This window comes from Psychrobacillus sp. FSL K6-4046, assembly GCF_038624605.1.
Classification (GTDB): Bacteria; Bacillota; Bacilli; order Bacillales_A; family Planococcaceae; genus Psychrobacillus.
Genome location: NZ_CP152020.1, coordinates 2,552,173 through 2,572,053, shown reverse-complemented (window position 1 = coordinate 2,572,053; position 19,881 = coordinate 2,552,173). Strand labels below are relative to the sequence as shown.

Here is a 19,881-nt window from a genome sequence, read left to right as displayed (position 1 = left end):
CTTTTTACCTTCTGGTAAAGAGGGTTTTCTCGATTTATAATATTTTTAACCGATACATACATAAAGCAAAGAAAGCTGAAGTGATTTTATTGTTACGTTTACAAGATATAAAAGAAAAATTAATAGTTGCAGATGGCACAGAAGACTGGTTTAAAGAACTTGAAGAAGATCAACGGGCTGGAGCAAAGAAATTATTGGAAAGCTGGAAGAGAAAACAACAAGTCCAAAGACTAGAAAAAGAAGCTCATATTGAGAAGGTAATGTTTGATAAAAGTTTTGATGTTAATCGAAGTGGACTAATAGCCGGAGTCGATGAGGCAGGAAGGGGGCCGCTAGCAGGTCCAGTTGTGACTGCCGCGGTTATTTTAAGCGAAGATACAAATAACTTAATAGGATTAAATGACTCTAAACAAATATCCAGAGCAAAAAGAAATGAATTAGCTTTAAAAATAAAAGAAAATGCTATTAGTTACTTCATACATTTTCAATCAGTTGGAAAAATTGACACGTTAAATATATATGAAGCAACAAAACAATCGATGTCCGAAGCTGTGCTTAGCTTAAAGATTCAACCGAGTGTTGTATTGGTAGATGCTATGAAACTACCAATAGATATAGAAAATCACTCCCTTATTAAAGGAGATGCTAAAAGTTTAGCAATTGCAGCTGCTTCTATTTTGGCAAAGACAGCAAGAGATGAATATATGGATAAACTTCACGAGCAGTATCCTGTCTATCTTTTCAATAAACACGCAGGCTATGGTACAAAGGAACATATAGCAATGATTATGCAGCATGGTCCAAGTGAGCATCATCGTAAAACGTTTGAACCGATTAAATCTATATTAAAAAGTGAGGTGAAAGTATGAGTGGGCCTTCTTTTTCGTCCATCCAATCGAACGCACCAAATGTTATTTCATCGAAGGTATCGGCTCCTTTGAAAGAAGGGCAAGTCGTACATGGAACAATAAAAAAACTATTCCCAAATCAAACAGCGGAAATGCAAATAGGCAATCAAAAGATCATCGCTAAACTTGAAACCCCTTTAAAAACAGGTGATGCCCACTTCTTTCAAGTAACAAAGTCGGCACCTGAAATTCAACTAAAGGTAGTTACTGGTCCCTTGAGTGGAGGGAATTCAATTGCACAACAGTCTCAGCAGTTGCTCCAGGCGATGAATTTAAGTAAATCGAGTGAGATGCAGGCAATCATTCAATTTTTTATAAAGGAACAATTACCTATCTCTAAGGAAATACTTATACAGGCTGAACAGCTGATTAAGAATTTACCTCCTAATGCTACTTTAAAAGGAGGACTAGAAGCAATTCAAAAAATGATAGAATTAAAAATTCCATTGACATCTAATATGTTTGATACTTTATTGAGTGGTAAAACTACTACTGGTTTCCCTTTACTAATAACTAATTTGAAAACTGCATTACAGCAGGAACAACAACTTTCTCCAACACAAAAAGAATCTATTGTACAAAACCTACAGAAGATAGGAGAACCTTTTCATCTTCCTGTAGCAGGTGCTCTATTAGGTAAACAGCTACAAACTCTTCTAAATACACAGCTTCCATCTGCTATTCGTTTACCTATATTACAACAGCTTATAACCGCTTCTATCTTACCTTCTGAGGCGACATTGAATAATCCGGTGCCAATTTCAAATAACCCAGTATTAAAACAAACAGCAGGGGAAATCATTAGCAAACTAATGCAGCCAAGTATAGAAAATAAACTGGGAGTAGTTGAGCAGTTGCGAAGCTGGATTCAAAATCAGCCCTTACTTTCATCATCTCAAAAGGAACAAGTTTTAATGAATATTAAAGAAGGAGAAGCAAAACCTAATCTAGTAGCTCATTCATTAGTTAAGGTCTTCTCTGAGCAAAGCCAGCAAGCAGTTTTTAAAATAGATTCAAATGGACTTACACCAAAAGATCATTTAGTTTCTATATTGGGAAAAGGAATGACTATCAATTCCATTAATCAAACTTTAGAGCAAGTAACCAATATTAATAAGGACTCTTCTCTTATCCAATTTAGAAATCAAGCAGAGCAAGCAGTACTAAGTCAACTAGATGGTAAAGCCTTTGAAATGGCAATGAAAGAAACTCTAAAAATGCTTGGATTTAGCTATGAAGGAAGTTTAGCGAGTGGGAAAGATGAAGTGCGCCAACTGGCAAGCCAGCTAAAACCACAGCTTGTAGAACTACTACAAATGCCTAATATATCGGCTATTGTTAGAGATGGAGCCGAATCGATTATTAGTCGGATGAATGGTTTGCAGCTCCTATCGGGTGAAAATGGTCCCCAACATCAATTATTAATGCAAGTTCCTTTAGAATTTTTAGGTAAACGAATGGATGCAACTCTTGAATGGAATGGGAGAATGAAAGAAGATGGGAAAATAGATTCAGATTTTGCCCGAATAATTTTTTATCTCCAACTAGATTCCCTTAAGGAAACAGTAATAGATATGCAGGTTCAAAATAAAATTGTAACAATTAATCTCTTCAATGATGACCAGACAATTGAAACGATAGCGAATAAGTTTAAAGCTACATTAAAGGATGGACTGGTTACTGCGGGTTATCAATTATCTGGAATATTTATAAAAAGCTTTGCACAGCAAAAAATGTCAAACCTATGGCAAAATAACTCTTCTTCTAAAGAGCAAGGAGTGGATATAAGGATATGACGGAAGGAAAATATAAAAGGAAAGAGGCTATCGCCCTCACATATAAACCTGGTCAATCGGATGCTCCTACGGTAGTAGCTAAGGGTAAAGGGAAAATAGCAGAAAATATTTTAGAAAAGGCATTGGAGCATTCTGTACCAATACAAGAGGATGCTAGTCTAGTAGAACTGCTAGGAAAGCTAGATATTAACCAATCCATACCCGAAGAACTTTATCAGGCGGTTGCAGAGGTTTTTGCATTTGTGTATAGGGTAGATAAAGAAAGAGGAGAGAAGTAATATTTTGTCCTTTTTATCACAGAATAGATTATGCAAGAGAGTTCGATAAAAGATTTAGAAACTACGGGTAGAAAATCATCTTTTTGTAAATCGTGTTGTACAAGCTTATTTTGAACACATATTTTAGTGAAATAGGAAGTACATTGTCGATTTCTATAGATTGAATATTCTATGTTTTTTGTAGTTATAATACTTTTATGGACAATTTGTGACAGCTTTATTACAATGATAAAGGTAGCAAATAGTGACATAAGTTTGAGGGAGGATGTATAAATGAATATCCATGAATATCAAGGTAAACAGCTCCTTAGACAATATGGCGTAGCAGTTTCTAACGGAATCGTTGCTTTTTCACCAGAAGAAGCAGTGAAGGCCGCTAAGGAATTAGGTTCTGACGTTATTGTTGTTAAAGCCCAAATTCACGCAGGTGGACGCGGTAAAGCTGGTGGGGTTAAAATTGCAAAGAATTTAGACGAAGTACGTGAATATGCAAAAGAGCTTTTAGGTAAAGTTTTAGTGACTCACCAAACAGGACCAGAAGGTAAAGAGATCAAGCGTCTACTTATCGAAGAAGGTAGTAAAATTAAAAAAGAATATTATGTAGGTTTAGTATTAGATCGCTCGACTTCTCGTGTAACATTAATGGGCTCTGAAGAGGGCGGAATGGACATCGAGGAAGTAGCAGCAAACTCTCCGGAGAAATTATTCTATGAAGAAATCGATCCTGTAGTAGGATTAACTGGATTCCAAGCTCGTAGAATGGCATTCAATATGAATATTCCAGCGAAACTTGTAAATAAAGCAGCTAAGTTTATGCTTGGTCTTTATCAAGTTTACAATGAAAAAGATGCTTCTATCGTTGAAATCAATCCATTAGTAGTAACTGAGGATGACAATGTATTAGCATTAGACGCTAAGTTTAACTTTGACAGTAATGCTTTATACAAACACAAGGACATCTTAGAGCTACGTGACTATGATGAAGAGGATCCAAAAGAAATCGAAGCATCTAAATATGACCTAAGTTATATTTCATTAGATGGAAACATCGGATGTATGGTTAATGGAGCAGGTTTAGCTATGGCAACAATGGATACAATTAGCTACTACGGCGGCTCACCCGCTAACTTCCTGGACGTTGGGGGCGGTGCTACAGCTGAAAAGGTTACAGAAGCATTCAAAATTATCTTAGCTGACAAAAATGTAAAAGGTATTTTTGTTAATATCTTTGGTGGTATCATGAAATGTGACGTAATTGCAGAAGGTGTTATCATCGCTGCAAAAGAAGTTGGACTTCAAGTGCCATTAGTTGTTCGCTTAGAGGGAACAAACGTAGATTTAGGTAAAAAATTATTAAATGAATCAGGCATCAATATTGTTGCAGCAGATTCAATGGCAGACGGTGCTCAAAAAATCGTTAATCTTGTAGGATAAGAAAGGCAGGGACATAAAATGAGCGTATATATTAATAAAGATACTAAAGTAATTGTTCAAGGAATTACGGGCTCAACTGCTCTTTTCCATACAAAACAAATGCTAGAATACGGCACTAAAATCGTTGCTGGGGTTACTCCTGGTAAGGGTGGAACAGAAGTAGAAGGCGTACCTGTATTCAATACAGTAGCGGACGCTGTTAAAGAGACAGGTGCTAATGTATCTGTAATCTACGTACCTGCTCCATTTGCTGCTGATGCAATCATGGAAGCTGTTGACGCTGAGCTAGATATGGCTATTTGTATTACTGAGCATATTCCTGTATTGGATATGGTAAAAGTTAAGCGCTATATGGAAGGCAAGAAAACACGTTTAGTGGGACCAAACTGCCCAGGTGTTATTACAGCTGATGAGTGTAAAATCGGGATCATGCCTGGATATATCCATACAAAAGGACATGTAGGTGTAGTTTCACGTTCTGGTACGTTAACATATGAAGCGGTTCATCAATTGACTCAAGCAGGCATCGGTCAAACAACTGCTGTAGGTATTGGTGGGGACCCTGTAAATGGTACAAACTTTATCGACGTGTTAAAAGAATTTAACGAAGATGAAGATACTTATGCTGTAGTAATGATCGGAGAAATCGGTGGTACTGCTGAAGAAGAAGCTGCTGAATGGATCAAAGCTAACATGAAGAAACCGGTAGTAGGATTTATCGGTGGTCAGACTGCACCTCCTGGAAAACGTATGGGTCATGCTGGAGCAATTATCTCTGGTGGCCAAGGTACGGCAGAAGGTAAAATTAAAGCAATGGAAGCTGCTGGAATGAAAGTAGCTGCTACTCCATCTGTAATTGGCGAAACGTTAATCGAAGCTATTAAAGAAGCAGGAATTTACGACGCTTGTAAAACACATTAATTAAAAAAGTGCGGCTCATCAAATGATGGGTCGTACTTTTTATAAACTAATAATTACCCACATCTGTTAGGGCATACACATGCACATACTTTTCATATAAAAAATTTCACAAAAGGGGTTAATTGATGATAGAACAAACTTTCCAAAGAAGATTACTCGCTCTACATTATGTATTTCCTGTACCTCTCCCTAAAGTAATTCCACTTCTAAAAATAGATCCCGATCTATCCCAACTAGAAAACATCCAACCAAACCTTCTTGCTAAATTGTGTAATATTCCCATTGAAAGAGCTATTCACTTGAAAAATATGTATAAAGAATTAGTTTATCATCCTCTACTTGAAACCTATGAGAAACATAATATTTTCCCAATCGCTTATAATGATAATTGTTACCCAGAAAGTCTTTTGAAATTATATGATCCTCCAGTGATTTTATATACTAAAGGAGATGTAAGCTTACTAGCTAACATTAAAAAGATTGCTATAATTGGTTCTAGAAAGGCAACTTCCTATTCAGAAAAAAGTATAGAAAAAATACTACCCCCTCTAATTCAACAAAATTATGTTATTGTCAGTGGTCTTGCAAGAGGTGCGGACACGCTGGCCCATAGAAAAACAATAGAAATGGGTGGAAAAACTATTGGAGTATTGGGCACAGGTTTTTCTAATATTTATCCTAAAGAAAATGAGGATTTAGCGAATTTTATGTCGAAGAGCCACCTACTAGTAACTGAATATCCTCCCTATATTACTCCAAAAAAGTGGAATTTCCCCATGAGAAACAGGATTATAAGTGGTTTGTCGTTAGGTGTCGTTATTACAGAGGCACATAAGAAGAGTGGTACAGTTTCTACAATGGAGCACGCCTTAGAAAATGGAAAAGAAATTTTTGCAGTTCCAGGATCTATTCATTCAGACCTATCCGAAGGTCCGAATCACTTGATTCTAGAAGGGGCAAAGCCTATTTGGGACGGCAATCAAATTATTGAAGAATTAATATAAAAACCTTCAATTTAAAAATTTAAAAATGAAAAGTCTTGCAATTATTAAGAAACTGTTATACATTTTGCAACAGGTATTTGTTTTGCAGATTGAAGCGAGTTACCTTCTATAAGGAGGCACATCTATGTCGGATTATTTAGTTATAGTAGAATCGCCAGCGAAGGCAAAAACGATTGAGCGATATTTAGGAAAGAAATATAAAGTAAAAGCATCGATAGGACATGTTATAGATTTACCAAAAAGTCAAATGGGTGTCGATGTAGAAAATAATTACGAACCAAAATATATTACAATACGTGGTAAAGGGCCAGTCCTACAGGATTTAAAAAATGCGGCCAAAAAAGCAAAGAAAGTTTATCTCGCGGCTGACCCCGACAGAGAAGGGGAAGCAATCGCCTGGCATTTAGCAAAATCTCTAAACGTAGATTTAGAGTCAGACTGTCGTGTTGTATTTAACGAAATAACAAAAGATGCTATACTAGAATCATTTAAGCATCCTAGACCGCTTGATAAGGATTTAGTAGATGCCCAACAGGCAAGACGAGTTCTAGATCGTCTAGTAGGATATAATATCAGTCCTATTCTATGGAAGAAAGTTAAAAAAGGTCTTTCAGCAGGTCGTGTACAATCCGTTGCTCTGCGACTAATAATTGATCGTGAACGAGAAATCGAAAAATTTATCCCAGAGGAATATTGGTCTATCGAGGGTAAATTTGAAAAAGGTAAAAAAGCATTCGAAGCTCTTTACTTTGGCAAAGAAAAAGAAAAAGCAAAGCTTACCAATGAAGATGAGGTTAAAGCTGTATTAAATCTCATGAAGGGTAAAAAGTTTGATGTTACTAATGTTACTAAAAAAGAAAGAAAGCGTAATCCTGCGCCTTCATTCACTACCTCCTCACTACAGCAAGAGGCAGCTAGAAAATTAAACTTTAGAGCTAGAAAAACAATGATGCTTGCTCAACAGCTTTACGAAGGAATTGACCTTGGAAAAAAAGAAGGTACTGTTGGTCTTATAACTTATATGCGTACGGATTCTACTAGAATTTCGGATACAGCTAAGGCAGACGCTGCTGAATTTATAAAAAGTGAATATGGATCAGAGTTTCTTTCGACTAAGAAAGCGGAGAAGCAAGATAAAAAGGCCCAAGATGCTCATGAAGCTGTTCGACCTACAAACATACTAAGAACACCTGATTCGTTAAAGGCAATATTATCTCGAGATCTTTTCCGCTTGTATAAACTTATATGGGAAAGATTCGTTGCAAGTCAAATGGCTCCAGCAACTTTGGATACAGTTGCAGTAGATTTGAAAAATGGTGAAGTCATTTTTAGAGCTAATGGTTCTCAAGTGAAATTTGCTGGTTTTATGAAGGTCTATGTAGAAGGCTCTGACGACCAAACAGATGACAAAGATAAATTGTTGCCTGCAATGGAAGTAGGAGATAAAGTAAGCGCTACAGAAATAGAGCCTAAGCAACATTTCACACAGCCACCACCACGTTACTCAGAGGCGAGACTTGTAAAAACGTTAGAGGAACTAGGCATAGGTAGACCATCTACATATGCCCCAACTTTAGATACAATTCAAAAAAGAGGCTATGTTGCTCTAGAAACAAAGAGGTTCGTTCCAACCGAGTTAGGAACAATTATCCATCAGCTTGTATCAGAATTCTTCCCCAAAATAGTAGATATTGAGTTTACTGCTCAAATGGAACGAGATTTGGATAGTGTAGAAGAAGGTCAAGTCGAGTGGAAGAAAATAATCGATGCTTTCTATGTAGAGTTTGAAAAACACTTGGAACATGCGGAAGCAGAGATGGAAAAAATCGTAATAAAAGATGAGCCTACCGGTGAGGATTGTGAAGAATGTGGTTCTCCGATGGTGTACAAGCTTGGTCGCTACGGAAAATTCATGGCATGTAGTAATTTCCCGGACTGTAGAAATACAAAAGCAATTGTTAAAGAGATTGGCGTGAAATGTCCATCATGTGAGGAAGGGCAAATTGTTGAGCGTAAAAGTAAAACAAAACGCTTATTCTATGGCTGCAATCAGTATCCTACATGTGAGTTTCTTTCTTGGGATAAGCCAATTAGTAGACAGTGTCCAAAATGTAATGAAATGCTAGTAGAGAAGAAGTTGAAAAAAGGAATACAAATACAATGTGTTGCGTGTGATTATAAGGAAGATCCGCAAAGCTAGAAAGAAGGATACGACATGACTGAAATAGTAAACGTTATTGGAGCAGGTTTAGCTGGAAGTGAGGCTGCTTGGCAAATAGCTAGCAGAGGAGTTAAAGTACGTCTCTTTGAAATGCGTCCTGTTAAACAGACGCCAGCTCACCATACAGATAAATTTGCTGAGCTTGTTTGCTCAAACTCTCTTAGAGCAAACAACTTAACAAATGCTGTTGGGGTTATTAAAGAAGAAATGCGTATGTTGGATTCTCTAATCATCTCCTCAGCGGACAATAGTAGTGTTCCTGCAGGTGGTGCACTTGCCGTAGACAGACATGATTTTGCGGGTAGAGTTACTGATTCTATTAGAAACCATCCACTAATTGAGATTGTAAATGAAGAAGTAACTGAAATACCAGAGGGTATTACAGTGATCGCTACAGGTCCTTTAACATCGCCAGCTCTTGCAGAAAAGGTAAAAGTGGTTACAGGTCAGGATTATCTATACTTCTATGATGCCGCTGCACCTATCGTAGAAAAAGATAGTATCGATATGGACAAAGTATACTTGAAATCTAGATATGACAAAGGGGAAGCAGCTTATTTAAACTGTCCAATGACTGAGGAAGAGTTTAATCGCTTCTATGATGCTCTTATTGAGGCAGAGGTTGTACCATTGAAGGAATTCGAAAAGGAAATTTATTTTGAAGGCTGTATGCCAGTAGAGGTCATGGCTGCAAGAGGCAGAAAGACGTTGCTATTTGGTCCTATGAAGCCGGTTGGCCTAGAAGATCCTAAAACAGGCAAAAGACCATATGCTGTAGTCCAACTGAGACAGGATGACGCTGCTGGCACACTTTACAATATCGTAGGGTTTCAAACACATCTAAAATGGGGCCCACAAAAAGAAGTACTAAAGCTAATTCCTGGATTAGAAAATGTGGAGATAGTAAGATATGGAGTAATGCATCGCAATACGTTCATTAATTCGCCATATGTTTTAAAGCCAACATATCAGCTAAAAGCTAACGAACAAATCTTTTTTGCTGGTCAAATGACAGGTGTTGAAGGCTATGTTGAATCAGCTGGAAGTGGGTTATTAGCTGGCATAAACGCTGCAAAATTGGCAAAAGGTGAAGAACTAGTTGTATTCCCAGCCGAGACGGCTCTAGGGAGCATGGCCCGTTATATAACAGAAGCCAACCCGAAAAATTTCCAGCCAATGAATATTAACTTTGGCTTGTTCCCAGAGCTACAACCTAAAGTAAGAGATAAGAAAGTACGCACAGAGCAGATGGCTAATCGAGCACTAACAACGATTCAAAATTTTATGAAAAGTACATCGATATAATTGCTAAAAGCCTCTAAAAAGTTGTATACTTTTAGAGGCTTTTACAATAGATGAATTGGAGTGGTTACTTGTGATTGGTAAAGAGGAACTTCATTCTTTTATTGCACATATACAATTAGAAAAAAATTATTCTAATCTAACAGTTCGAGAGTACGAAAAAGATATTATTCAATTTTTAAAGTTTATAGAGGCGGAGGGTGTCCAAGAATTAAATGACGTTGAATATATTCATGCTCGGTTGTATATTACTAAGTTGTATGATGAAAAATTAGCAAGAACGTCTATTTCTAGGAAAATCTCGTCAATCCGATCTTATTACAAATTTTTAAACAAGGAATATAGTATTCGAGACGATGCTTTTCAGTCTTTGTATCATCCGAAAAAAGAAACGAGATTACCACAATTTTTCTATGAAGAGGAAATGGAAAAGTTATTCGAGAAAAATAAAGGGACAGATCTATTGTCTGTTCGAAATATTGCCATACTTGAATTATTATATGCAACTGGGATGCGTGTGAGCGAACTTATTTCCATTGAAAACAGTCATATAGATAGTAGTTATGGTGTAGTGCGGGTTATGGGTAAAGGAAGAAAAGAGAGATACATACCAGTGGGAGACTATGCACTTGCTGCAGTTGAAGAGTATATGCACAATAGCCGACCTAAGCTGATGAAAAAAACTTCTCATCCATACTTATTTGTGAACAATCGAGGTGAGCATCTCACTACTGATGGGGTGCGTTATATCTTGAATAGTATGATTAAAAAAGCTTCTATGCATACAACTATATATCCCCATATGCTTCGCCATACATTTGCTACTCACCTACTTAACAATGGTGCTGATTTAAGAAGTGTCCAAGAGCTGCTAGGGCACGCTCATCTCTCCTCGACTCAGGTTTATACTCACGTAACGAAAGAGCATTTAAGAAAGACATATATGAATGCCCACCCAAGGGCGTAACTACAGGAGGTCATACAATGGGTTCAATTCATGCAACTACTATATTTGCAGTTAGTCATAATGGAAGCTATGCAATGGCAGGCGATGGTCAAGTTACTTTAGGAAATCAAGTGGTAATGAAGCATACAGCAAAAAAAGTTAGAAGATTATTCAATGGTCAGGTTATAGCAGGTTTTGCAGGTTCTGTTGCAGATGCTTTTACGCTTTTCGAGATGTTTGAAGGAAAATTGTTAGAGTACAATGGTAATCTTCAACGAGCAGCAGTAGAGTTAGCTAAACAATGGCGTGGAGATAAAATGCTTCGCCAATTAGAAGCGATGCTTTTAGTAATGGATAAAAAGCACTTGTTGCTTGTCTCTGGTACCGGAGAGGTTATAGAACCTGATGACGGTGTTTTGGCAATAGGCTCAGGTGGTAATTATGCATTAGCAGCAGGAAGAGCATTAAAACAATATGCTGGAGACAAGTTGACTGCAAAGGAAATTGCAGAGGCTGCTTTGAACACAGCTGCAGACATTTGTGTGTTTACAAACCATCAAATAATTGTGGAGGTATTAGGTGAACATGAAGGAAACTAACTTAACCCCTAAACAAATAACAGAGCACTTAAATAAATATATTGTAGGCCAAGAAACAGCAAAGAAGGCTGTAGCAGTTGCTTTACGCAATCGTTATAGAAGACAAATGTTAAACGAAGAAATGAAAGCAGAAGTAATCCCGAAGAATATTTTGATGATTGGACCTACAGGTGTAGGGAAAACTGAAATTGCAAGAAGGATTGCCAAGCTAACAAAAGCCCCTTTTGTAAAGGTAGAAGCGACTAAATTTACAGAAGTAGGGTATGTAGGTAGAGATGTAGAGTCTATGGTTAGAGACTTAGTAGAAGCTGCTATTCGTATTGTAAGAGAAGAAAAAATGGAAGAAGTTAAGGATCAGGCTATACGTTTAGCTAATGATGCTATTGTAAAGCTTCTTGTACCTTCTCTTAAAAAGAAGAATGCGGGACAAAATCCCTTTGAAGCTTTATTTGGTGGAAAGCCTGAAGATGATTCATCAGACACCGAGGATACAGATGTACGTATAAAACGTTCTCAAATTGCCGAAGATTTAAGAGATGGCAAGTTAGAGGATGAAATAGTAACGGTAGAAGTGACAGAACAGTCACCATCTTTATTCGACGCATTACAAGGTGGAGGAATGGAAAGCATGGGCATGAATATGCAGGATGCTCTTTCTAACTTAATGCCTAAGAAAAAGAAAAAAAGAAAAATGAAAGTAAGAGACGCTAGAAAAGTATTAATTCAAGAAGAAGCGGGTAAATTAATTGATAACGATGAGTTGTCACAAATTGCCATTGAAAAGACGGAGCAAACAGGTATTATTTTTATAGATGAAATGGATAAAATCGCTAGCAAAAATGGTGGAAGCTCTTCTGCTGATGTATCTCGTGAAGGGGTACAAAGAGATATATTACCAATTGTAGAAGGTTCAACAGTTACGACAAAATATGGAGCAGTAAAAACAGATTATATATTGTTTATTGCTGCTGGTGCTTTCCATATGTCGAAGCCTTCTGATTTAATACCTGAACTTCAAGGACGCTTTCCAATTCGTGTAGAGCTTGAGAAGCTTACGAAGGAAGACTTTGTCCGAATTCTAAAGGAACCTCATCAGTCTCTAATAAAGCAATATGAGGCATTGTTATTAACTGAAGAAGTAACTATTTCTTTTTCAGATGAGGGAATTGAAAGAATTGGGGATATAGCATATCAGGTAAACCAAGAAACCGATAATATCGGAGCAAGACGTCTTCACACGATTTTGGAGAAAATTTTAGAAGACCTATCTTACGAGGCTTCAGATATTTCACCGGCTCAAATACAGATCACTCCTGCTTATATTGACTCTAAACTTGACAATATTGTGAAAAATAAAGATTTATCACAATTTATACTTTAAAATCCGATTCTTATTACTTTCAAAAACAATTAAAAACCTTTAGAATATTAAAATAAATAGGAAAATTACAATGGAGGCTTTATTTAAATGAATTTATTAGACAAAACACGCAAAATTAACTCGATGTTACAGGCATCTGCTGGGAAACCAGTTAACTTTAAAGAAATGGCTGCAACATTAAGTGATGTAATAGAATGTAACGCATTTATCGTTAGCAGAAAAGGAAAGCTATTAGGTCACGAAGTACACCAACAAATCGAAAATGATCGTATCATTAAAATGATGGAAGAGCGTCAATTCCCTGAGGAATATACAAAAAATCTTTTCCACGTGAGTGAAACGTCATCTAACTTAGATGTATATAGTGAACACTCTGTATTCCCTGAGGAAAATAGAGAATTGTTTAAAGATGGTTTAACTACAATTGTTCCTATTATCGGTGGTGGAGAGCGTCTTGGTACACTTATTCTAGGACGTCTTAAAGATGAGTTCCAAAACGATGATTTAATCTTAGGTGAGTATGGTGCTACTGTAGTTGGTATGGAAATCCTACGTGAAAAATCAGAAGAAATTGAAGAAGAAGCTAGAAGCAAAGCAGTAGTACAAATGGCTATTAACTCATTATCATATAGTGAATTAGAAGCTATTGAGCATATCTTTGAAGAATTAGACGGAAACGAAGGACTTTTAGTAGCATCTAAAATTGCTGACCGTGTAGGAATTACTCGTTCTGTGATTGTTAACGCTCTTCGTAAACTGGAAAGTGCTGGAGTTATCGAATCAAGATCTCTTGGTATGAAAGGAACTTATATTAAAGTTCTTAATGATAAATTTTTAGCAGAACTTGCACAACTTAAAATGCGATAATATCCTAATAAATGGAGCCAACTCTAGAATATCCTAGGGTTGGCTTTTTTTTATTTAATAAATTAATTAAGATAGAAACATTTTTATTCCAAAATCAGACATCGATAAGCAAATGTGACAAATAATTTGTCGAAAATGAATAAAAAAAGGATAAAAGACCTAATATTTTTCAAAAAAATGAATAGACACTGTGTGACATTTTCTTTACAATTAGATTATTGTGTTTTTGATAGAAAATTAATAAAAAATACTCAATTTAGTTAAACGGAGGGGAGATAAAAGTGGGAATTTTTACCGGTACAATTGAGAATTTAGAACGAGGTTTGAATTTCGCATCTATGAAACAAAAGACTATAGCGCAAAATATAGCGAATGTTGACACACCAAATTACAAAGCAAAAAGTGTTAACTTTAATGATTTTTTAGAAAATGCAAAGAAGTCTTCAATTTCTGCATACCGTACAGAAGAAAAGCATTTTAACTTTCAAGCTAGTCAAGCCTCACCTGGAGCATTCGACTATTCCAATTTAAGATATAGCAGTAATGGTAATGGGGTAGACATGGATAAGGAACAGGCTAATCTAGCAACGAACCAGCTTTACTATAATGCTTTAGTCGATCGTGTTAGCGGCAAGTTAAATAGTCTACAAACAGTTATTAAAGGAGGCGGTTGATAGTGTCAATATTTCATGGGATGAACACTACTGCGTCAGCACTTACAGCTCAACGTTTACGAATGGATGTTATTTCTTCTAATATGGCTAACGCTGAAACAACACGAGCGAAATTGGTCGATGGAGAATGGCAGGCATATAGAAGGAAAACGGTAACTCTACAACCAATAGAAGGCTCTTTTTCTAGCATTTTAAATGTAGCAAGAGGAACTTCTAGTAAAAGCGGGGTAGGAAATGGAGTAAAGGTCTCGGGAGTTAAAGAGGATGCAGAAACACCTTTTAAACTTGTATATGATCCTTCACATATTGATGCTAACGAGGAAGGATATGTAGCAATGCCTAACGTCGATCCTTTAAGAGAGATGGTTGATCTTATCTCTGCTACTCGTTCATATGAGGCGAATGTCACCGTTTTTAATGCAAATAAGGCAATGCTTTCAAAGGCACTTGAAATAGGAAAATAGAAAGAAGGTTTAACGCTTAATGGCTATTGAATCAGTATCTATGTTTAATGTTGGCCAAGTAAATGCACCTTTGGCAGCAAATAAGTTGAGTCCATCTCAAGCACAAGAAAACTTTGGTGATTTCCTTCAAAGTGCTATTAACTCGGTAAATGATACACAGAAGGCTTCAGATGTAGCAACCAACAAACTAATAAGTGGTGGAAATATTGAGCTTCATGAAGTAATGATCGCATCACAGAAGGCAAGTATTGCATTAAATGCAACATTAGAGATTCGTAATAAAGTCGTAGAAGCATACCAAGAAATAATGCGTATGCAGGTTTAGACCTCGGTTATTGTAATATATCGAGCTAAAATATTCACCATAACCGGAGGATAAAAATGAATGAGCGTATAACAAAAATTAAAAGTGATATAACAACATTTTGGAAGAGTCGTACTAAAGGTCAAAAAGGGACTATGATTGGCGGATTTCTAGGTGTAATAATTCTTGCTGCGGTCCTGACCTTTTTTCTTACAAGAACGGAAATGGTTCCTTTATATTCAGAGGTAACTCCTTCTGAAGTAGGACGTATAAAAGAAAATTTAGATTCTAAAGGTATACCAAATGAAATAGCTGTTGGAGGGACTTCTATATTAGTTCCAAAGGAACAGAAGGATACTTTATTAGTGCAAATGGCAGCAGAGGGATTTCCGCAATCAGGAATGATTGATTATAGCTTCTTCTCTCAAAATGCAGGCTTTGGGATGACAGATAACGAGTTTAATGTATTAAAGCTGGCTACTACACAAACTGAACTAGCCAATTTGATTAAAAGCGTGGAAGGTGTTAAGGAAGCAAAGGTAATGATCACCTTACCTGAAGAAGGGGTATTTTTATCCCAAAGCAATGAAACAGCAAGTGCATCTATTGTACTAAATACAGAACCAGGCTATCAATTTTCAGAGACGCAAATAGCGTCCTTATACAATTTAGTTTCTAAATCTATTCCGAACTTATCTACTGAAGATATCGTTATAAGAAACCAATTCCTAGAGTATTTCGACCTCCAGCAGGCAAATGGTTCTGGTGGTACAACTGTCACAGATCAAATGACATTGAAGAAGACGATTGAGCGAGACCTACAACGACAAGTACAAACCATGCTAGGTACCTTAATGGGCCAAGATAAAGTAGTAGTATCCATTACTACAGATATCGATTTTAAACAAGAAAATCGAGAAGAGAATCTCGTAGAGCCAGTCGATGTAGAAAATATGGCTGGAATTGAAATTAGTGCTCAACGTATTTCTGAAACGTTTACGGGCAACAATCCGGTAGCTGGTGGTACTCCTCAAGGAGAGGATGCTACTGATAACTTCACCAACTATGTAGAAGGAACTACTGCCGATGGAGATTACGAAAGATCGGAAGATACAATAAACAATGAAGTGAATCGTATCCGAAAAGAGATTGTTGAAAGTCCATATAAAATTAGAGACATAGGTATACAAGTAATGGTTGAACCACCAAATGCAGAAGATGTTGCATCCTTACCGGAAGATATCCGAGGAGATATCGAACAGATGCTTGCTACAATTGTTAGAACTTCCATCGACAAAGGTGTAGGAGAACTAACAGAGGAACAAGTGGAAGATAAGATTGTAGTTTCGGTTCAGGAGCTGAGAGGGAAAAATTCGGTTGCTGAAGTATCTTCTTCAACAATCCCTTGGTGGGTATATGTAATTGGTGGAATATTATTAGTCTCCATTATTCTTCTTGTCATTACTTTAATTCGTTCAAGAAGAAGTGAGGAAGAGGAAGAATTACTTATTGTCGAAGAGGCAAGAGAGATACCAAAAGTTGATGATATTAATAATGAGAAAGAAACAGAATCTACTTTAAGACGTAAGCAACTAGAAAAAATGGCTAAAGACAAGCCAGAGGAATTTGCAAAGTTATTACGTACTTGGATTGCAGAGGATTAAGGAGGGACGGCTATGAATAAAAAAGAGAAAGAACTAACAGGTAAGCAAAAAGCCGCGCTCCTATTAATTTCTCTAGGACCAGAAGTGTCTGCTTCCATTTATAAGCATTTAAATGAAGAAGAAATTGAACGATTAACTCTAGAAATATCTGGAGTGAAAAAAGTAGAACCGGAAATAAAAGAAGGTATTATAGAGGAATTCCATCATATTGCCCTAGCGCAGGATTATATATCACAGGGTGGTATTGGCTATGCAAGGACAGTTCTTGAAAAGGCACTTGGTAGTGATCATGCTCAAGCAATTATCAACCGTTTGACGTCATCCTTACAAGTTCGTCCTTTTGATTTTGCTAGAAGAGCAGAGCCAACGCAGCTGTTTAACTTTATACAAAATGAACATCCTCAAACGATTGCTTTAATTTTATCTTATCTTGAACCACAGCAGGCGGGGATTATTTTATCTTCCCTTCCTCAGGAAGTACAAGCAGATATAGCTAGAAGGATTGCAACAATGGATTCTACTTCTCCGGAAGTAATTAGTGAAATAGAATCAGTGCTTGAGAGAAAACTTTCCTCTACCGTAACTCAGGACTTTACAGAAACTGGCGGTGTAGATGCAGTTGTAGAAGTACTAAATGGTGTCGATCGAACTACTGAAAAAACTATTTTAGATGCTCTTGAAATTCAAGATCCAGAGCTTGCAGAAGAGATTAAAAAGAGAATGTTTGTATTCGAAGATATCGTTACGTTGGACAACCGTTCTATTCAAAGAGTTATACGTGATTGTGAAAATGAAGATCTTATTCTTTCTATGAAGGTGTCGAGCGAGGAAGTGAAGGATATTATCTTCCGAAATATGTCTACAAGAATGGCAGAAACCTTTAAAGAAGAAATGGATATTATGGGACCAGTCCGATTACGTGATGTAGAAGAAGCACAAAGCAGAATTGTTTCTGTGATTAGACGACTAGAAGATGCTGGTGAAATTATCATTGCCCGTGGTGGAGGAGATGACATTATTGTCTAAAATTTTCCGAAACGTACAAATGGATTGTAATACAGAAAAATTCCGTCCGATTCATATAAGAAATCTCAATGTAGAAGAGACAAGCGATAAAACACCGCTCGCTATAAAGGAAAGCTTCAATATAGAACGCAGCAAAATGTTGGATGAGGTCAATCAAGAAATAAGGAATAAACAAAAGCAGTTACAATTAGAAGTGGAAAATACTCGGCAACAAATTCAACAGGAGCTAAATGAATGGAATAACCAGAAGCTTAGCTATCAACAAAGTGCTTACGAAGAAGGATTTGCACAAGGTGTAGAAGAAGGAAGACAAAAGGCACTGGCTGACATGCAAAGTTCCCTAAAAACAGCCAACGAAGCGATGCAAACAGCATATGAAAATGCTGCTGCCTATTTACAGCAACAAGAACAAGTAATTCTTGAATTGAGTATTCGAAATGCAGAGCGAATCATTGGGATTAAATTAGAGGAAGATTTCGATTTGTTTTTGTCTATTGTTCAAAGGGGCTTAAAAGAAGCTCGTGAAATGAAAGAAATAAAAATATATGTTTCCCCATATTACTTCAATCTAGTATCTAAAAATCGAGAAGAGCTTGCTTCTATCTTCCCGATAGACGTGCCATTTATGATTTTCGTAGACGAGGAAATGAATGATACAGATTGTTATATTGAAACAAATCATGGTCGAATTGTTGTAAGTATTGATGAACAAGTAAAAGAATTAAGACGTAAGCTGGTTGATATTCTTGAAAGCATGGAGTGAGAGTAATGAAAGCAATCGATTTAATCCAAAAAATACCAAATGTCTCTACTTTTAAAAAGTACGGCCGTGTAAATCGTGTAGTTGGATTAATGATTGAGTCGCAAGGCCCCGAGAGCTCTATTGGAGATGTATGTAAAATCCATATTAATTCTGCTAAAAATGGTCCCTCTGTCATTCTTGCTGAAGTAGTAGGCTTTAAAGAAGAAACTGTAGTCTTGATGCCTTATACAAATATACGTGAAATTTCCACAGGATGTTTAGTAGAAGGAACAAACAGTCCTTTAGAAATAAAAGTAGGTCCTGAGTTAATTGGGAAAGTACTTGATTCCATGGGCAATCCAATTGATGGAACGGTGTTACCGAAAGGCTTGAGCACAGTTGGTACAGAGCAAGATCCACCAAATCCTTTAACAAGACCACCTATTCATGAGCAAATTGAGGTGGGAGTGAAGGCGATTGATGGTATGCTTACAGTCGGAAAGGGACAAAGGGTTGGTATTTTTGCTGGTTCAGGTGTAGGTAAAAGTACCCTGTTAGGAATGATTGCAAGAAATACGAATGCTGACTTAAACGTGATTGCCCTTATTGGAGAACGTGGCAGAGAGGTTCGAGAGTTTATTGAACGTGATCTTGGCAAAGAAGGATTGGAAAGGTCAATCGTAATAGCTGCGACTTCTGACCAGCCAGCTCTTATGCGTATTAAGGGAGCATTTACTGCTACTGCTATTGCGGAGTATTTTCGAGACAAAGGCTTAAATGTCATGCTAATGATGGATTCCGTTACCCGTGTAGCGATGGCTCAACGGGAAATAGGATTAGCAGTTGGTGAACCACCAGCTACAAGAGGGTATACTCCCTCCGTATTTTCTATTTTACCTAAGCTGTTAGAACGAACGGGTACAAATGAAAATGGAAGCATTACAGCGTTCTATACGGTACTCGTAGATGGAGATGATATGAATGAGCCTATTGCTGATACAGTCCGTGGGATACTTGACGGACATATAGTGCTTGATAGAGCGCTAGCCAACAAGGGGCAGTTTCCTGCTATCAATGTGTTAAAAAGTATTAGTCGTCTAATGAATCATATTTCAGATGAACAGCATGTAAAGGCTGCTGAAAGGCTACGTGAGCTTTACTTTACTTACAATAAATCAGAGGATTTGATCAATATAGGGGCATATAAAAGAGGAACTTCCAAAGAGATTGATGAGGCCATTCAATATGAACCTTTAATTACTGCTTTTTTAAAGCAAGGATATTTGGATAAAGTTTCTTTGGACAATAGTGTTCATGAATTAGTGATGTTATCAGGCGGAGGAGCTTAAG

19 protein-coding genes are annotated in these 19,881 nt (G+C 37.0%); all 19 read left to right on the top strand.

The features are described from left to right. Window positions 1-89: 89 nt before the first annotated feature. The 19 genes from MKY09_RS12795 to fliI all read left to right on the top strand — a co-directional run bounded on the left by MKY09_RS12795 (window position 90) and on the right by fliI (window position 19,880). Window positions 90-869: a ribonuclease HII gene (locus MKY09_RS12795; protein WP_342566823.1), complete on the top strand. Its 780-nt coding sequence runs from the start codon at window positions 90-92 to the stop codon at window positions 867-869. After that, entirely contained in the window at window positions 866-2,704 is a 1,839-nt protein-coding gene (locus tag MKY09_RS12790; RefSeq protein ID WP_342566822.1) for a hypothetical protein, read from the top strand. The genes MKY09_RS12795 and MKY09_RS12790 overlap by 4 nt, the downstream gene beginning before the upstream one ends. Next, window positions 2,701-2,982, top strand: a complete 282-nt coding sequence (locus MKY09_RS12785; RefSeq protein ID WP_340884093.1) for an EscU/YscU/HrcU family type III secretion system export apparatus switch protein — start codon at window positions 2,701-2,703, stop codon at window positions 2,980-2,982. Before MKY09_RS12790 ends, MKY09_RS12785 begins: the two co-directional genes overlap by 4 nt. Before the next feature lie 273 nt (window positions 2,983-3,255). Continuing rightward, the gene (gene sucC, locus MKY09_RS12780) at window positions 3,256-4,416 is read left to right on the top strand and encodes an ADP-forming succinate--CoA ligase subunit beta (protein WP_342566821.1); all 1,161 of its coding nucleotides are present in this window, start codon (window positions 3,256-3,258) and stop codon (window positions 4,414-4,416) included. A gap of 18 nt (window positions 4,417-4,434) precedes the next feature. Then, window positions 4,435-5,337 carry a succinate--CoA ligase subunit alpha gene (gene sucD / locus MKY09_RS12775; protein WP_342566820.1) on the top strand — a complete coding sequence of 301 codons (903 nt, stop codon included), beginning with the start codon at window positions 4,435-4,437 and terminating at the stop codon, window positions 5,335-5,337. 125 nt (window positions 5,338-5,462) lie between these two features. Continuing rightward, complete coding sequence (gene dprA, locus MKY09_RS12770; protein ID WP_342566819.1) at window positions 5,463-6,341, top strand: DNA-processing protein DprA; 879 nt, start codon at window positions 5,463-5,465, stop codon at window positions 6,339-6,341. 124 nt (window positions 6,342-6,465) lie between these two features. Further along, window positions 6,466-8,541, top strand: a complete 2,076-nt coding sequence (topA, locus tag MKY09_RS12765; protein WP_251552914.1) for a type I DNA topoisomerase — start codon at window positions 6,466-6,468, stop codon at window positions 8,539-8,541. Between the two features lie 15 nt (window positions 8,542-8,556). After that, entirely contained in the window at window positions 8,557-9,867 is a 1,311-nt protein-coding gene (gene trmFO, locus MKY09_RS12760; protein ID WP_342566818.1) for an FADH(2)-oxidizing methylenetetrahydrofolate--tRNA-(uracil(54)-C(5))-methyltransferase TrmFO, read from the top strand. A 73-nt stretch (window positions 9,868-9,940) separates the two neighbouring features. Further along, window positions 9,941-10,831, top strand: coding sequence for a tyrosine recombinase XerC (xerC, locus tag MKY09_RS12755; protein WP_342568248.1), 891 nt, complete (start codon window positions 9,941-9,943; stop codon window positions 10,829-10,831). Window positions 10,832-10,848: 17 nt separating this feature from the next. Then, a complete protein-coding gene (gene hslV, locus MKY09_RS12750; RefSeq protein WP_169358586.1) occupies window positions 10,849-11,409 on the top strand; it encodes an ATP-dependent protease subunit HslV in 561 nt (186 codons plus the stop codon). Beyond that, window positions 11,396-12,790, top strand: coding sequence for an ATP-dependent protease ATPase subunit HslU (hslU, locus tag MKY09_RS12745; RefSeq protein WP_342568247.1), 1,395 nt, complete (start codon window positions 11,396-11,398; stop codon window positions 12,788-12,790). The genes hslV and hslU overlap by 14 nt, the downstream gene beginning before the upstream one ends. A gap of 87 nt (window positions 12,791-12,877) precedes the next feature. Continuing rightward, a complete protein-coding gene (gene codY, locus MKY09_RS12740) occupies window positions 12,878-13,657 on the top strand; it encodes a GTP-sensing pleiotropic transcriptional regulator CodY (RefSeq protein WP_169358587.1) in 780 nt (259 codons plus the stop codon). Between the two features lie 281 nt (window positions 13,658-13,938). Next, the gene (flgB, locus tag MKY09_RS12735; RefSeq protein ID WP_342566817.1) at window positions 13,939-14,331 is read left to right on the top strand and encodes a flagellar basal body rod protein FlgB; all 393 of its coding nucleotides are present in this window, start codon (window positions 13,939-13,941) and stop codon (window positions 14,329-14,331) included. Window positions 14,332-14,333: 2 nt separating this feature from the next. Further along, on the top strand, window positions 14,334-14,795 hold the full coding sequence (flgC, locus tag MKY09_RS12730; protein WP_342566816.1) for a flagellar basal body rod protein FlgC: 462 nt from the start codon (window positions 14,334-14,336) through the stop codon (window positions 14,793-14,795). 19 nt (window positions 14,796-14,814) lie between these two features. Next, window positions 14,815-15,120 carry a flagellar hook-basal body complex protein FliE gene (gene fliE / locus MKY09_RS12725; RefSeq protein WP_342566815.1) on the top strand — a complete coding sequence of 102 codons (306 nt, stop codon included), beginning with the start codon at window positions 14,815-14,817 and terminating at the stop codon, window positions 15,118-15,120. A gap of 56 nt (window positions 15,121-15,176) precedes the next feature. Then, window positions 15,177-16,763: a flagellar basal-body MS-ring/collar protein FliF gene (gene fliF / locus MKY09_RS12720; RefSeq protein ID WP_342566814.1), complete on the top strand. Its 1,587-nt coding sequence runs from the start codon at window positions 15,177-15,179 to the stop codon at window positions 16,761-16,763. Window positions 16,764-16,775: 12 nt separating this feature from the next. Continuing rightward, on the top strand, window positions 16,776-17,789 hold the full coding sequence (gene fliG, locus MKY09_RS12715) for a flagellar motor switch protein FliG (RefSeq protein ID WP_342566813.1): 1,014 nt from the start codon (window positions 16,776-16,778) through the stop codon (window positions 17,787-17,789). Further along, window positions 17,773-18,552, top strand: coding sequence for a flagellar assembly protein FliH (gene fliH, locus MKY09_RS12710; RefSeq protein WP_342566812.1), 780 nt, complete (start codon window positions 17,773-17,775; stop codon window positions 18,550-18,552). Before fliG ends, fliH begins: the two co-directional genes overlap by 17 nt. A gap of 5 nt (window positions 18,553-18,557) precedes the next feature. Beyond that, window positions 18,558-19,880 (top strand): flagellar protein export ATPase FliI, encoded by a 1,323-nt coding sequence (fliI, locus tag MKY09_RS12705; protein WP_342566811.1) that lies wholly within the window; start codon window positions 18,558-18,560, stop codon window positions 19,878-19,880. Window position 19,881: the final 1 nt, after the last annotated feature.

Coding starts and splice junctions, on each gene's coding strand:
- MKY09_RS12790 (WP_342566822.1), top strand. CDS start 866: ATGAGTGGGCCTTCTTTTTCGTCCATCCAATCGAACGCACCAAATGTT.
- MKY09_RS12785 (WP_340884093.1), top strand. CDS start 2,701: ATGACGGAAGGAAAATATAAAAGGAAAGAGGCTATCGCCCTCACATAT.
- sucC (WP_342566821.1), top strand. CDS start 3,256: ATGAATATCCATGAATATCAAGGTAAACAGCTCCTTAGACAATATGGC.
- sucD (WP_342566820.1), top strand. CDS start 4,435: ATGAGCGTATATATTAATAAAGATACTAAAGTAATTGTTCAAGGAATT.
- dprA (WP_342566819.1), top strand. CDS start 5,463: ATGATAGAACAAACTTTCCAAAGAAGATTACTCGCTCTACATTATGTA.
- topA (WP_251552914.1), top strand. CDS start 6,466: ATGTCGGATTATTTAGTTATAGTAGAATCGCCAGCGAAGGCAAAAACG.
- trmFO (WP_342566818.1), top strand. CDS start 8,557: ATGACTGAAATAGTAAACGTTATTGGAGCAGGTTTAGCTGGAAGTGAG.
- hslV (WP_169358586.1), top strand. CDS start 10,849: ATGGGTTCAATTCATGCAACTACTATATTTGCAGTTAGTCATAATGGA.
- hslU (WP_342568247.1), top strand. CDS start 11,396: ATGAAGGAAACTAACTTAACCCCTAAACAAATAACAGAGCACTTAAAT.
- codY (WP_169358587.1), top strand. CDS start 12,878: ATGAATTTATTAGACAAAACACGCAAAATTAACTCGATGTTACAGGCA.
- fliE (WP_342566815.1), top strand. CDS start 14,815: ATGGCTATTGAATCAGTATCTATGTTTAATGTTGGCCAAGTAAATGCA.
- fliF (WP_342566814.1), top strand. CDS start 15,177: ATGAATGAGCGTATAACAAAAATTAAAAGTGATATAACAACATTTTGG.
- fliG (WP_342566813.1), top strand. CDS start 16,776: ATGAATAAAAAAGAGAAAGAACTAACAGGTAAGCAAAAAGCCGCGCTC.
- fliH (WP_342566812.1), top strand. CDS start 17,773: ATGACATTATTGTCTAAAATTTTCCGAAACGTACAAATGGATTGTAAT.
- fliI (WP_342566811.1), top strand. CDS start 18,558: ATGAAAGCAATCGATTTAATCCAAAAAATACCAAATGTCTCTACTTTT.